The organism is Pseudoalteromonas sp. 68 DY56-GL68 (genome assembly GCF_041414825.1).
In the GTDB taxonomy this organism is placed as follows: domain Bacteria; phylum Pseudomonadota; class Gammaproteobacteria; order Enterobacterales; family Alteromonadaceae; genus Pseudoalteromonas.
The window spans coordinates 216,836-231,579 of sequence record NZ_JAOCZL010000020.1; the positions used below are offsets into that span (position 1 = coordinate 216,836).

13 protein-coding genes are annotated in these 14,744 nt (G+C 40.4%); 8 read left to right on the forward strand and 5 right to left on the reverse strand.

The annotated features are described in order from the left end of the window. Genes NYF15_RS12825 through NYF15_RS12845 form a run of 5 tightly spaced genes read left to right on the forward strand, consistent with a single transcriptional unit; the run spans position 1 to position 4,984 of the window. Positions 1–1,956, forward strand: a complete 1,956-nt coding sequence (locus NYF15_RS12825; protein ID WP_062569756.1) for a heme lyase CcmF/NrfE family subunit — start codon at positions 1–3, stop codon at positions 1,954–1,956. Continuing rightward, entirely contained in the window at positions 1,953–2,525 is a 573-nt protein-coding gene (locus tag NYF15_RS12830; protein ID WP_371353770.1) for a DsbE family thiol:disulfide interchange protein, read from the forward strand. The genes NYF15_RS12825 and NYF15_RS12830 overlap by 4 nt, the downstream gene beginning before the upstream one ends. Next, complete coding sequence (locus tag NYF15_RS12835; RefSeq protein ID WP_237118154.1) at positions 2,522–2,983, forward strand: cytochrome c-type biogenesis protein; 462 nt, start codon at positions 2,522–2,524, stop codon at positions 2,981–2,983. The genes NYF15_RS12830 and NYF15_RS12835 overlap by 4 nt, the downstream gene beginning before the upstream one ends. Further along, positions 2,984–4,243: a c-type cytochrome biogenesis protein CcmI gene (gene ccmI / locus NYF15_RS12840; protein WP_371353771.1), complete on the forward strand. Its 1,260-nt coding sequence runs from the start codon at positions 2,984–2,986 to the stop codon at positions 4,241–4,243. It abuts the gene before it with no gap. A 9-nt stretch (positions 4,244–4,252) separates the two neighbouring features. Then, entirely contained in the window at positions 4,253–4,984 is a 732-nt protein-coding gene (locus NYF15_RS12845) for a VacJ family lipoprotein (RefSeq protein WP_130150494.1), read from the forward strand. Positions 4,985–5,045: 61 nt separating this feature from the next. On the opposite strand, the gene NYF15_RS12850 is transcribed toward NYF15_RS12845, so the two are convergent. Continuing rightward, a complete protein-coding gene (locus NYF15_RS12850; RefSeq protein ID WP_130150495.1) occupies positions 5,046–6,269 on the reverse strand; it encodes an EAL and HDOD domain-containing protein in 1,224 nt (407 codons plus the stop codon). Positions 6,270–6,644: 375 nt separating this feature from the next. On the opposite strand from NYF15_RS12850, the gene putP reads away from it, so the two are divergent. Then, positions 6,645–8,156 carry a sodium/proline symporter PutP gene (putP, locus tag NYF15_RS12855; RefSeq protein WP_130150496.1) on the forward strand — a complete coding sequence of 504 codons (1,512 nt, stop codon included), beginning with the start codon at positions 6,645–6,647 and terminating at the stop codon, positions 8,154–8,156. Between the two features lie 73 nt (positions 8,157–8,229). On the opposite strand, the gene NYF15_RS12860 is transcribed toward putP, so the two are convergent. After that, the gene (locus NYF15_RS12860; protein WP_371353772.1) at positions 8,230–8,535 is read right to left on the reverse strand and encodes a YebG family protein; all 306 of its coding nucleotides are present in this window, start codon (positions 8,533–8,535) and stop codon (positions 8,230–8,232) included. A gap of 249 nt (positions 8,536–8,784) precedes the next feature. Between NYF15_RS12860 and NYF15_RS12865 the strand changes: the two genes are divergently transcribed. Then, positions 8,785–9,078, forward strand: a complete 294-nt coding sequence (locus tag NYF15_RS12865; RefSeq protein ID WP_062569763.1) for a helix-hairpin-helix domain-containing protein — start codon at positions 8,785–8,787, stop codon at positions 9,076–9,078. A 17-nt stretch (positions 9,079–9,095) separates the two neighbouring features. Here the strand turns inward: NYF15_RS12865 and NYF15_RS12870 are convergent, their stop codons facing one another. From NYF15_RS12870 to NYF15_RS12880, 3 genes are all read right to left on the reverse strand, one after another. Beyond that, positions 9,096–9,398 (reverse strand): DUF6170 family protein, encoded by a 303-nt coding sequence (locus NYF15_RS12870; protein WP_130150498.1) that lies wholly within the window; start codon positions 9,396–9,398, stop codon positions 9,096–9,098. Next, positions 9,398–9,916, reverse strand: coding sequence for a disulfide bond formation protein DsbB (dsbB, locus tag NYF15_RS12875; RefSeq protein ID WP_371353773.1), 519 nt, complete (start codon positions 9,914–9,916; stop codon positions 9,398–9,400). The genes NYF15_RS12870 and dsbB overlap by 1 nt, the downstream gene beginning before the upstream one ends. Before the next feature lie 129 nt (positions 9,917–10,045). Next, positions 10,046–11,197, reverse strand: a complete 1,152-nt coding sequence (locus tag NYF15_RS12880; RefSeq protein ID WP_062569766.1) for a chorismate mutase — start codon at positions 11,195–11,197, stop codon at positions 10,046–10,048. Between the two features lie 333 nt (positions 11,198–11,530). Here NYF15_RS12880 and NYF15_RS12885 point away from each other — a divergent pair, with 333 nt between their 5' ends. Continuing rightward, positions 11,531–14,533, forward strand: coding sequence for an EAL domain-containing protein (locus tag NYF15_RS12885; RefSeq protein WP_341803070.1), 3,003 nt, complete (start codon positions 11,531–11,533; stop codon positions 14,531–14,533). Positions 14,534–14,744: the final 211 nt, after the last annotated feature.

A 14,744-nucleotide genomic window follows, 5' to 3' on the forward strand; every position in this document is an offset into this window, starting at 1 on the left:
ATGATCCCAGAACTCGGTTATTTTTCTTTAACACTGGCCATGGTGCTTAGTGTTTTATTATGTATTTTTCCTATTTGGGGAGCGCACACTGGTAATTTACGCTTGATGCGTGCTGCTCCTTCGCTAGCAATTGGTCAATTTGTGTTTGTACTTTTGTCTTTTGCAGCGCTTATTTATGCCAGTTTAACCGATGATTTTACCGTTTCGTATGTCGCTTATCATTCAAGTAGTACTTTACCTTGGTACTATAAAATCACCTCAACCTGGGGTGGTCATGAAGGCGCTATTTTACTTTGGCTTGTAATGCAAGCGGGTTGGACAGCAGTTGTTGCCATGCGTTCTAAGTCACTACCATGGGTTTTGCGTGCTCGTGTACTGGGTGTGCTAGGCTTTTTGGGTGTTGGCTTTATGCTTTACACCTTGCTGATGTCGAGCCCATTTGAGCGCTTATTACCTTACTTCCCCGTAGAAGGTCGTGATTTAAATCCATTATTGCAAGACCCTGGTATGATTATTCACCCGCCATTGCTTTATATGGGCTATGTGGGTCTGTCTGTGTCGTTTTCATTCGCCATCGCTGCGCTGCTAACAGGTAAACTTGATAATACTTGGGCTAAGTGGTCTCGTCCTTGGACTATGACGGCATGGGGTTTTCTAACATTAGGTATTACTATTGGTAGCTGGTGGGCTTACTCTGAGCTTGGCTGGGGTGGCTGGTGGTTCTGGGATCCCGTTGAAAACGCATCATTAATGCCATGGCTGGTGGCAACCGCGTTGTTGCACTCACTATCAACTACAGAAAAGCGTGGTGTATTTAAGTCATGGACCGTATTACTGGCTATTGCTGCATTCTCTTTAAGCTTACTCGGTACGTTTATTGTTCGTTCAGGCATTATTGTCTCTGTGCATGCGTTTGCGTCAGATCCTAACCGCGGTATGTTTATTTTAGCTTTCTTAGCTATTGTTGTCGGTGGTGGTTTATCGCTTTACGCATTACGCGTTTCACAGGTTAAAAGTGAAGGCCGTTATAAGTTTGCTTCCCGTGAAGTGGCACTTTGGTTAAATAATATTTTCTTAGTGGTCGCTACACTAATTGTTTTATTAGGTACGTTATTACCAATGATTCATAAAGAGCTTGGTTTAGGTAGTATCTCGATTGGTGAACCATTCTTCAACAAGATGTTTGCTATCTTACTTGTGCCATTTGCTATCTTAATGGGCATCGGTCCTTTGCTTCGTTGGAAGCAAAATAAGTGGTCGATGCTACAAAATAAATTAGCTTTATCAGCCATTGTTAGTATTGTCGCAACTGCTGCGTGGTTGTATTCGAGCTACGACGTAATAGCGCCTCTGACCTTTATCGCTACGGCACTTGCTGTTTGGATTTTCGTGACAACCTTAGTTGATTTAGCAGCTAAAGTGACTATTCATAAAACACTGGCTGAGGGCTTTAAGCGTTTAGGTTTAAGTTATTGGGCTATGGTACTGGGGCATGTTGGTTTAGCGTTTGTTATTGCAGGTGTTACATTAACGTCTGCTTATTCAGTTGAACGTGATGTCTCAATGAAGCCAGGTGATAAAGTGGCGCTTAATGAATATCAGTATCGTTTTGATGGCGTTAAAAGCATTCGCGGTGCTAACTATAGCGGTCACGCTGGTGTCGTTACGGTGCTTAAAAATGACAAGCAAGTAACAGTGTTACATGCTGAGAAGCGTCGTTATGACATAGGTATGCAATTTATGACGGAAGCAGCAGTCGATGCAGGTTTTACCCGTGACTTATATTTAGCACTTGGCGAGCAACTTAGCCAAGGAGCATGGTCGCTGCGTATTTACCATAAACCGTATGTCCGTTGGATGTGGCTCGGTGGTATTTTAATCTCCATTGCAGGTTTCCTTGTACTAGGTGATAAACGTTATCGTCAAAAATCAACGAAAGAGGAGGCTATGGCATGAACCGTAAGCTATTAGCGTTAGCCCCTTTACTGGTGTTTGTTTTACTGTGTGTGTTCTTGTATCAGGGATTGTTTGCCAACCCCCGTGAACTACAAACAGGGCGTATAGGTCACACAATGCCGGCTTTTAACCTTCCTGACTTAATGGATGAATCTAAGCGCTGGACTGATACCGATTTGAAGGGCGAGGTATACCTGCTTAATGTGTGGGGCACGTGGTGCCCAACTTGTTTAGCTGAGTTAGGTTACCTAACAGAACTCAGAGAGCAAGGTGTGAAAATTATTGGCTTGTATTATGAACAAGGATATGACCCTGACTTTGATGGGCAGTTTGATATCAACGCATTGCGCGAAGATGTAACGAGCATGCTTAATCGCGCTGGTGACCCGTATCAGTTTAATATTTTAGATTTAAAACGCACCTTGGCGCTAGATTTAGGTGTATCGGGGGCGCCAGAAACGTTTCTTGTAGATAAGCAAGGAACTATTTTGCTACATCATACCGGTGATATTAACCCGCGTGTATGGCGTTCGAAGTTTGCACCTTTGATGCAGGAGTTACAGCAGTGAGATTAATTATTTTTTTAGCAAGCTTGTTAATTACTTTCAGCGCATTCGCACAGCAGGATAAGTATCAGTTTGATAATGACGAGCAAGCAGTGCGCTTCAGTGAGTTAACAAAAGAGCTACGCTGCCCAAAATGCCAAAATCAGAATATTGCCGATTCTGATGCCGTCGTCGCTAAAGATTTACGAGATAAAGTACTAGCACTTGTGAAGGATGGCAAAACCAAGGATGAAGTCATTGAATATATGATTGATCGTTACGGTTACTTTGTTCATTACGATCCGCCAGTTACACCTGCAACTTTAGTGCTTTGGGTATTGCCTGTTTTGATAGTTGTGCTTGGCTTTGGCTTTATTGTTATTCGACAACGAAAAGCCTCGGTGAAGCAAACATGGACTCATGAAGACGAAGCATTACTTGCTAAGTTAATTAAACAAAATCAACGTCAGGAGCAAAGCTAAATGGCATTAATGTGGGCTTTATTTGTTTTACTCACACTGATTGCATTGCTATTTGTTGTGGTACCCTTTTTTAAGCGCGAAAAAATTCAACGTCTTGATCACAATGCAAACTCGGAATTGATCCGTATCTACCATCAACGTTTAGAAGAGTTAAACGCTGACCTTGAAAATCAGCGTATAGATGCTCAAATGCATGAAGAATCTGTTGTTGAGCAAAAGCGACGCTTGTTAAACGAATTATCGCCTGAAAAAGCGTTAAATAGTTCTGGTAATAATCGCATTATTGCCTTAACTGGCGCTGGTTTTTTAGTTGCGTTAACCGTTATTTTTTATAGCTTCACAGGTAGCCAGCAACAAATAAAGGGCTGGCACGATGCAATGGCAAACTTAAAGTCATATGGTGAACGTGCTGTAATGCAGGATAAAGAGCCATTGACTCCAAATGAGCTTCAAGCATTTGCACTTGCGCTGCGTACTAAGTTAGACAGAAGCGGTGATGATGAAGTTGCGTGGATGTTGCTAGGGCGTGTGGCTATGTCGTTGAATGAATATGACATGGCTATGCAATCATTTGATAAAGTGTTAAAGATGAACCCAGATAACAAGCAGGTGCTAATTAGCTATGCACAAGTTTTGTTAATTGAGGGAAGTGATGCAAATATGTCGCGTGCTGCGACAATGTTGTCGAAGGTTCTTAAATCAGAACCAACCAATGTTGATGCAATCTCATTACTGGCATTAATTGCTTATGAGCGTAAAGATTGGCTACAAGCGAAAACGGCATTTGAAGTATTACTGGCTAGTATGCAAAAGGACGATCCTCGCTATAGCATGATAGCGCAGCGAATTGCTGAAATAGATGCGAAAATGGGCAGTGAACAGGTTACTGATAACACACAAGCTGAAATAGCAAACAGTGAAATAAAAGTCACCGTTGACTTAGCCAGTGAGTTAAAAACACAGCTTCCGGATGATGGCACATTATTTGTTTTTGCAAAAGCCGCGAATGGTCCGCCTATGCCATTAGCTGTTGTTAAAATGACAGAATATAGCTTTCCACTAGAGGTAACACTCAGTGACAGCAATGCCATGGTTGAAGGATTAACGCTTTCTAGCACAGATAAAATTATCTTAACTGCGCGTTTATCAAAAGATGCAACTGTGGTACCTTCTAGCGGCGAATTAGAAGGTAAGTCGGATATTTTAGAGCGTGCTGAAGTTAAAGAGTACGCATTGCTGATTAATGAATTGATACCGTAAGGACAGTTGATGTTTAAGCACAGTTTATTTTTTATTTTTTTTGCGGTGCTCGCAGGATGCGCACAAGTACCTGACGAAAAACTAGATGACCGTGATCCCCTGCAGTCATTTAACCGCCCTATGTATGACTTTAATATGGATGTATTGGATGCGTATATCCTTCGTCCTGCGGCTGTTGGTTATGTAACAGTGACGCCTGTGCCGGTTAGACGCAGTATCGTGAATTTTACAGATAATATAACTGCGCCGACCGATATGGTGAATGCTGGCTTACAAGGCAAACCGGGTAACATGAGTATTAGCTTAGCACGCTTTTTAGTTAACTCGACTGTAGGCTTATTTGGCTTTTTTGACGTTGCGTCATCGCTTGGCTTAGAAATAGTTGATGAGGATTTTGGTCAGACTCTAGGTATATGGGGAGTCGGTGATGGTGCTTATCTTATGTTGCCAGGTATGGGGCCAACCACAGCAAGAAACCTAACCGGTGATGTAGTTGATAATGTTGTTTTACCAGAAATTGCGCTTACTACGCCACAAACTATACTCGTTTTTGCATTAAAGGCTGTAGAGGCGAGGGCATCATTAATACCACAAGAGAGTTTATTAAATGAGTCGCTAGATCCCTATATCTTTATGAAAGATATTTATTTTCAGCGCCAATTGTATGAACTACATGACGGTAATCCGCCCATCGAAGAAGAGCCTGATGATTTTGATGAAGACTTCTTAGAAAATCTTTAACAATCTATTAGAATAAAAAATGCCAGCTTTTGCTGGCATTTTTTATTCACTATATGTTTGTTTAATCGCCAAAAACTGACATTTGTTCATTTGCCCAGTTAACAGCATCATGATAAGCATCGGGCACCTCTTCAGGGGCTAGACCAAGCTCTTGTTGAATATCTTTAGCGCCTTGCCAGTTTGCTTGCTCATATTGCTTTACAAGCCGTAAGTAAACGGCAAGTTGCCCTTCTTCATCGAGCAGTGCGGCTTTTATATCATTACTTAATGGCAGTTTTTTCATCACGCTTGGCATATCTTCATCTAAGATAGCGTCCATTAATGACATCATGCCCGTTAAAAATGCCATGCCAGTATCACGTAGCTGACCGTGGTTAATGGCAAGTAGTTCGGTGAAGCGAGCTCGCGTTAATGACAGTCGAATTAGCTCAGCTGGTTTATCTGCGGCAACTTGTGCTGCAAACAACAGTGATAAGAAACGTTTTATCTCTTCGTTGCCTAATACAATAAGCGCTTGCTTAATGGTGCTTATTTCTGCGCGGCGCTTAAATGCCGCTGAGTTTGAGTAGCGTAGTAGCTTGTATGATAGGTTAACGTCTCGCTCGAAAACCTCAGTGATTTTTTTAAGGTTTACATCAACGCTTGATGTTTCATACAAAAGCTCTGCAAGTGCCATTTCTGAAGGGGGAAGTGTTTTACTTTGTACCATCTCTGGTTTTGAGAAGAAAAAGCCTTGAAAGTAGCTAAAGCCCATATCAACGGCAAGTTGATATTTCTCATATGTTTCAACTTTTTCCGCCAAAAGCTGGATCTGAGGGAAAGGTTTGATTGCTTCTATGACTTCTTGTATTGATTCCTTTGTACAGGTTAAAAAGTCGATTTTAATAATATCAATAAAAGGGTAAAAATGACGCCAAACAGGTTGATGAATATAATCATCAAGCGCAAGGGTGTAGCCTTTTTCTTTTAAGTCTTTGACTATAGCTAAAAGGCGTTTCCCAGGTTGGATTGTTTCAAGAATTTCTACAACAATCTGGTCTTTACCAAGCAGTAATGGGTAGCCTTTTTGCAGCGTTTCTAGGGTAAAGTTGATATAGGCAGGCTTATTATCAGTTAAATCATCAAGTCCAAAGTTGAATTGGCTGCCTTCAATGAGTCGAGAAGTCGCTTCATCACCATCAATCTCAGGAAACACGTTATCTACACCATCTCTAAAGAGAAGTTCATAGCCTACAAGTTTCTTTTCTTTGTCTAGAATTGGTTGGCGCGCAGCGTAAAAGTACATATTTGAAGCAAATCCACATCAGTTAAATCATTTTTCCCCGCAATATATTGCATTGCGTTTGAAATAGCATTAGTTAAAGAGCTGAAACGGGGAAAAGTTGTTTTATTATTTCACTTTAGATCCTAAGACTAGGATAAATCGTAATAGAATTCTATTACTTGCGTCTAAATAATAGAAAAATTGTTAGCAAAGTGTTTATTGCGTCAAAGCCGCTACCCATCGGCTAGATTGGAGTTGGAGGGTAGAAGCATGATATAGTCGTGAGTGATATCGGTTTTTACCCCAATAATGTCTTAAAATTAAATGGCTTGCGAGTCATTATTCGGATTAAAAGCCAACATTAATCAATAATTGGAGGCTAATTTGGAAACAGGAATGATAATTTCGTTAGCATTGTACTTCATCGTAATGTTGGGGATTGGGCTTTATGCTTACAAACAATCAACAGATGATGTATCGGGATACATGCTAGGTGGTCGTAATCTATCACCAAGTGTCGCTGCACTATCAGCAGGTGCATCAGATATGAGTGGTTGGTTACTGATGGGTCTGCCAGGTGCAATGTACTTGTTTGGTTTAAGTAAGGTATGGATCGCAATAGGTTTGGTACTTGGTGCTTGGGCAAACTATTTTCTCGTCGCACCACGTTTGCGCGTGTATACAGAGAAAGCGAATGATTCAATCACCATTCCAGACTATTTTGCAAATCGCTTCGATGATAATAAAAATATTCTGCGCGTAATTTCAGCTATTGTTATTATCGTATTCTTCACATTATACACTTCATCAGGGGTTGTTGCGGGTGGTAAGCTGTTCGAAAATTCATTCAACATGAGTTACGAGATGGGCTTGTATATCACAACGGGTGTGGTTGTTCTTTACACATTATTCGGTGGTTTTTTAGCAGTTAGTTTAACTGATTTTGTGCAAGGTTGTATCATGTTCGTGTCGCTGCTTGCAGTACCGATAGCGACCTATACTATGCTTGACCAGCCGTTTATGGATACGTTAGCTAATGCTCGCTATGACTTATTATTAAGCTCACCGAAAGAATCAGAAATTCATGCACTTAATATGATGGACTGGTTTGCAGGTGGCTCAACAATTGCCATCATCTCGGCAATGGCGTGGGGACTAGGTTATTTTGGTCAGCCACATATCATTGTACGCTTTATGTCTGTTCGCTCAGTGAAAGATATGCCGACCATGCGCCGTGTGGGTATGTCGTGGATGACATTATCGGCAATTGGTGCTGTGCTAACTGGTCTGTTTGGTGCCGCTTACATGCTGGAAAACCAAATGCCAATTGATGACAAAGAAACTATTTTCTTAGTGCTGTCTGAGCTTATTTTCCACCCACTGATTGCAGGCTTCTTACTTGCTGCTATTCTTGCGGCGATTATGAGTACTATTTCGTCGCAGCTATTGGTGTGTTCAAGCTCATTGACTGAGGATTTCTATAAAATATACCTCAACCGCAGTGCGTCTCAGAAAGAACTTGTTTTAGTTGGCCGAATTAGTGTTATTTTGGTTGCGCTGTTTGCTATCTACTTAGCTTATGACCGTAATAGTTCTATTCTTGACCTAGTCAGTAATGCATGGGCAGGTTTTGGTGCTGCATTTGGCCCACTTGTGTTATTCAGCCTTTACTGGAAACGTATGAACCTTCAGGGGGCTATAGCGGGTATGGTTGTGGGTGCTGCGACAGTTCTATTTTGGATTTATGCACCAGTTACGATTGATGGGCAAAAATTAAGTGCAATTATCTATGAGATAGTGCCTGGGTTTATTCTATCAAGTATTGCGATAGTCGCTGTGAGTTTAAGTACACCAGAACCTAAAGAAGAAATTACTAAATTATTTGATGACGTTGAGGCATCACTGTAGTTTTTAATTAGACACTTTTGATTAGATACAAAAAGGGCAACATAGAGTTGCCCTTTTTATTGGATTTTTATTTTTAACCTGCTGCTTTTTCTTTTATATCTGCAACATTGTCGGTGGTTGCTTTTGCTTTTTTAGGTTTTACAGGAGCCTCTTTAGCACCTTTCAAAACAGCCATAAATTGGTCTTTTTCTTTTGCCATCTCAAGTGCAAGAGATTCAATTTGTTGCTCACTAAGTGGTACGTCAACTTTCTCAAGCATCATTTCTAGTGATTCAGCAATGTCGAGCATCTTGTCATATGCGTCAGCTTCTTTTTTAGTAGTAAACGTCATTCGCTCGACTCCGTTTCTTTCTACAACATATTTAACAACAACAGCCATGATTTCTCCTGCATTTAAGCGTGGCATTTGTAGCGTAGCAACGCCACTTCGATTACTGTTTTTATATACAGTAATCGTTTGTGGCGGAATTTGCAAGTTTGATGAGTCTATTTTTTGTGGTGATTATTTGACATTGGGGTTGGTTTTAGGTTTATTTAATGATGTCACCATTGTAGAAACGGTAGGGATGCAATAAGCGTTAGGTGACAATTAACTTAACTATCCATAATGGATATCACGGAGGAAAATATGAAACTATTATCAACTCTCTTTCTATCAATAGGCTTAACTTTATTGCCCACTTTACCTATTAGCGCAGCTGAAGATAAAGGAGCTGAGCAAGTTAAACAGCAAAAGGTGAATATAAATAAAGCCAGTGTTGAGCAACTCACTTTGCTTCCTGGCGTGGGTGAGTCAAAAGCCAAAGCGATTATAGAACACCGAACTCAGCAGGGGCCTTTTAAATCATTAGAACAACTCAAAGATGTAAAAGGGATCGGTGAAAAGGTGTTCTCGCAGTTAGAAGGAAAAATTATTCTTTAAATAAGTAAGCAGGGCGGTTATTCGCCCTGTTTAAACTCTTTAATTGCTACTTGTAAATGAGGGAGCGCAAACATGTTTTCTATCGGTGTTGTTATGAGTGGATAGCTCAGACCAGCTAGTAGCAGCCAAGGCACAAGCGACCAGCCCTGAAAATAAGCTAAACCTAAAAACAGGGGCGCTAAAAAAACAAGTTTACATACCGATAAAATGATCTTCTGTGTAGGACTTAAATGCGCAAGTGCAAGGGCAATAATTTGCTGACGTTGTCTTACTTTAAACTCTTTTAAAGCAGGAATTTGACTAGAAAAAAAATACAACATTACAACGACTTTTTAATTACTAAACGACTCGCTACAACAGCGATAAAAACAAGTGAATAGGCTGCAAAAATAACTTCCATCCACGCAGGCATACTCATTGACGCAAATTGCCAATCTATGTTTCCACAATCACCTGTTGCAGCAAAGAAGCTTGGGATCCATTCGTGTAGAGGCATAAAGCTTGGAAAGTTTGGCTCAAATGCACAGCTAAATGCAAACGGGTCTGTATTGTTTTGCATCGCGATGTGTTCTTTGGCGATAAAGTAGCCCCAAATTGAAGATATCCCCCAAGTAACAAATGCGATAAGTCTACATAGGGTACTTTGTGGGTTGATTGCGCCGACAATACCTGCACCAAGAAGGCCAAGCATAGCAAAACGTTGGTAAATACACATTATGCAGGGCTCAAGTCCCATATTGTATTGAAAGAACAGTGCTGTTATTTCAAAAACAAATGCGGTTAAAGCGAGTAAAACCCAAGGTGTTCTTTTGCTTGCTAATTCAGCTAACCTATTCATGAAAGATCCAATTTTGAAGTGTTTTCAAGATTATGCTTAGGGAGTGCCTTGGGTGCAAGTGTCTGCGGTGAATATTCGTAACAAAAAGGAGCTTGCTAGCTCCTTTTGGTGTTACGACTAGTTTTTACGTTAAACGCTGACAGCTTGTAAAGACTCGCTTTGGTAGCAGCCTAGAATACGAATATATTGGGTGTGCTCTTTCAGCTCTTCGAGTGCTTGTTTGACATGTAAATCGTCAAGGTTAGCCTCTAAATCTACATAAAAAACCTCTTCCCACGGGTTACCGGGTACAGGGCGAGATTCAAGTTTTACAAGGTTTATTTGATGATGCTTAAATACCATTAACGCATCAGCTAATGAACCAGCTTGTTGCTTGGTTGCCATGATCAAGCTTGTTTTTGTTGGTATTTGTTTAGAAACCTGCAGTGGTTTACGTGCAACAACAATAAAACGGCTATGGTTTTCACTTTGATTAGCCAGTCCTGTTTTTACAACCTCTAGACCAACATTTTTCCCTGCTTGAGCTGAGCCGATTGCTGCGCTATTGGGCGTATCTAATGCTGATTGCAGTGCATGGAAAGTTGAATCACATGTTTCATGTTGAATATCACCGAGCCCTTGTACAAAGCGGCTACATTGGGCGAAAGGTTGCGGGTGAGCATAGATTTTATTTATGTGAGACAGTTCTGTGTCTGGCAGGGCAAGCAAACAATGTTCAACACTGTGGGTCACTTCACCAACAATAGATACTTGCGCATGTTGTAAGAGATCAAATACCTCATTAATACTACCAGAGCTAGTATTTTCAATGGGGAGTAAGCCGAAGTCAGCTTGTCCATTTTCAACGTTCCCTGTAATTTGTTCAAAGCTTGAACAGCCAATTTCTATTACCTTTCCTGGACGTCGGCTAAAGTATTTATGGCAAGCCAATTGACTATATGAACCTTGACCACCCAAGTAAGCGACGCGGTGTGTTTCACTCATCGCATCTGGATTGAGGCTTTTTTGTAGCATTGCTTGCTGGTTGAGTACAGAGTCTTCAAGAATGGTTTGAAATACATTGTTAATGTAATAGGCATCTAAACCAAGCGACTTTCCGTAACCAATTAGTTTTTCGAGCAACGCTTGCTCACGTGCTTCATCGCGGATTGGTTTATTGTTGGCAATTTTATATTCAACAACGCTGTGGCTAATACGGCGTCGTTTGGCTAGTAAGACAAGTAAGTCTGAATCTATTTCATTTATATCATGTCTTAACGCATTTAATGTATCAATGCTCATATTGGTTTCCTCATTCCAAAACAGTGCACAAACAAAAAAGCCTCCCAAGTGGGAGGCTTTAGCTATTCGGTGAAATTATCTCGCAAACAGTTAAGCCTCCTCTATCTAAAGAAGCTAAAAAAAGAAAAGTAAGTGCGAGCGTTAATTTGTTTCATTCAGTTAATGTAAGAAGTGTGGTTTATAAAGTCAACTGCATATTGTACGTAATTTGCAAATCATCGGCTAAGTGAGGAAAATTCATCAATCTTCATAAAAAATTTATAAATCTAAAAATGAATCTGGTATATTTGCCTTTGGAGAACAAATAATAACAATTATTAATAAGGTAGCCTAGTGGTGTATCGACGCCCGCCATCTCGTTTTGGTGTGAATTCGTTAAGTATGAAGTTATCGCTGCTGATTTCTGCAATTTGTTTGATTGCAGGTATATGTGCAGCCGCTTTGATGCTTAAGTCAGAAGAAAAACAGCTTGTTTTTGAAGAACATGAGCTTTTAAAGCATTCGAGTGAACGCTTAAGCCGTCAATTCGACCGTTTAATAAAAACAAAAATCAATATTGCAGAGCAAGCAAACAATGTCGTTAGCAGCCAGCTGTTAAATAGTGAGTCTCATATACTCAGTAAACACAGTGCTGATATTAAGTTTGCAGTTGATGGCAGTGTTCGCAGCACCTCAGAAGATGGTTTATCTGCTGCCTTTATCCCAGAAGAAAACTATTCAGAATTTTACAAGCAATTGATCAACGACTCAGAGTCGTTATGGAAAATTGTTTCACCAACACTTATCCAAGACTTTTTTAATTTTTATCTAGTTACAAAAGATAACTTTATTCGTATTGCACCACCAAACTGGGCACTCAATGTACCTGGCGATTTTGATTTCACAAAAGGTGAAACTTTTAATTACGCTCAGAATGTGCTCAACCCGAGCAGGGAAGCTGTGTGGTCAAAAGTGTATTACGACACTATTTGGCATAAATGGGTGGTGAGTGTACTTGTTCCCGTTTATCGAGGTAATGAATTTTTTGGTGTTACAGGCAGTGATATTGCGCTCGAAACGCTATTGGCTCAACTGCCGATAGGAGATCGTGAGCAACACCTATTAGTATTCGATGCAAAAGGGCAGTTACTCGCACACCCAGATTTAGAAAAATCGATGCTAGAGCAATATGGTCGAGAAGGTAAAGTGTTACGAACAGAGGATTTTGTTAATCCTGACTTACAAAAGCTCATCGCAGAAACAATTCGCCTAAAATTACCTGAGTCAGCTAATTCATTTGTTCAAAATGACGAAACACACATTATTAATATTCGTAAAGTTGAGCATTTAAACTGGTATATCGGAATTTACAAAAAACGTTCTTCAGCATTATCTGCGTTAGAAGAGTTAAAAGTGAAGTTCTTTGGTTTGTTTATTCTATACGCTATTTTAGTGGCGCTGTTGTTGCATCAAGCATTGTATCAACTGGTACTTCGCCGTATCCATTCATTAGTAAATGCGGTCGTGAGTTTTGGCAAAGGTCAGCTACAAACTGAGTTTCCAAAAGCAAATAAAGACGAAATTGGTACACTAAATGGCTCTTTTAGAGACATGGCTATTGAAATTAGAAAGCTGATTGATGGATTAAACCAGCGTATAAGTGAAAAAGAGATAGCAGAGAAAGCTGCAAATAGACTGTCAAAAGCAGTGGCATTCTCAGGAACCGGTGTGGTTATTACCAATCAAAACTTTGAGATTGAATATGTTAACCCCAAGATGGTTGAAATGACTGGGTTTGAAGAGCGTCATTTCATGGGGTCATCACTTTTAAGCATTATTTCGCAGGAAATGGCAATTTTAGTCGATGATATTGATGTTGATCTTCGAAGTCGTAATTATTGGCGTGGTGACACTTTACTGCAAGGAAATGAACGTCAGTCAGTGTGGGTGTCGTTAAGTATTTCGCCTATTCGTGAAGACGCAGGAGAAATCACCAGCTATGTTGCCTCAGCACAAGATATATCGTTTGTAAAAGAGAGCCAGCGAAAAATGGAGCAGCTGGCATATTTTGATACGCTCACCGGCCTTGCTAATCGTACATTTTTTAGAATGCAGTTACGCAAGTCGATGGCACTTGCAGAGCGTGGTCATTATGCGTTTGCCTTATTCTATTTTGACTTAGATGAATTTAAACGTATTAACGATACACTTGGCCATGATGCGGGCGATCAATTATTAGTAGAAGTAGCAAACCGTTTGAAAAAACGCTTGCGCACCGAAGATACCATTGCTCGCCTTGGTGGTGATGAATTCGCGGTCCTATTAAGTGGTATAGAACACCAAACTCATGCTATGGAAGTGGCTAATACGATTCAAAAGACACTGAATGAGCCAATTAAACTCGGCAATAATGAAGTGATCATTAGTGGTAGTATAGGCATCACGATGGCGCCTTTTGACAGCCAAGAAGAAGATCAGCTGTTAAAGCATGCAGACCTTGCAATGTATGAAGCAAAAGCCAAAGGCAGAAACACCTATCACTTTTATAGCCAAGAGCTAAATGCCGCTGCCAATGAACGCTTATTCATCGAAAATGAGCTACGCACTGGTATTCGCGACAAGCAATTTGTTATTTATTATCAGCCACAAGTTGATAGTCGAAATCAACATGTTGTTGGTTACGAAGCGTTGATTAGATGGTTCCACCCAACTGAGGGAATGATCCCCCCAACAAAGTTTATTCCGATTGCTGAAGCAACAGGGCTTATTGTTGAACTAGGGGCGTGGGTATTACAAGAAGCGTGTGAATTTGCCGCACGTTTAGAAAGAAAAAATTTAAAGAATAACATTTCAATAAATCTCTCGGCGCGCCAATTTAAAGACGCTAACCTAGTACTCACCTTAGATAAAATCATCAAACAAACAGGTGTTGAACCCAAACGCTTACATTTAGAGTTAACTGAGAGCATGTTAATGGGGCATGTTGAAGCCGCCATATTACAATTACATCAGCTAAAGGCATTGGGTGTATCAATCTCAATTGATGATTTTGGAACAGGCTACTCTTCACTCAGCTATTTGAAACGCTTCCCAGTTGATATTTTGAAAGTGGATCGCTCGTTTGTAAAAGACATTCCTGATGATTCAAATGACATGGAAATTACAGCGGCGATTATTGCAATGGCACAAAAGCTTAAACTCAATGTGGTAGCAGAGGGTGTTGAGACGATTGAACAGATTGAGTTTTTACAAAACAATAACTGCTATATTGTACAAGGTTACTACTACAGCCCACCAGTTAGCGAGGCTGACTTACCTGCGTTGTTTGAGCGTTTAGAACAAACAGATAAAATATAGTCGCTTATATTTTATCTGTTCTTTGGTAAATTTAGTTAGGACTTCATCTGGCTGGCGGCTATGTGCGAAGAGCAGATGTTAAAATTTATTCAGGCTAAGCTATTATTCCCTATATTCATGAAAATGAGCAAGTTGTGCACTATTAAGTTGCTATACGTTTGCGTAGTGCGTTGCACTGTCGATTTAGCTATACTGTGTGAAGTATGACCTG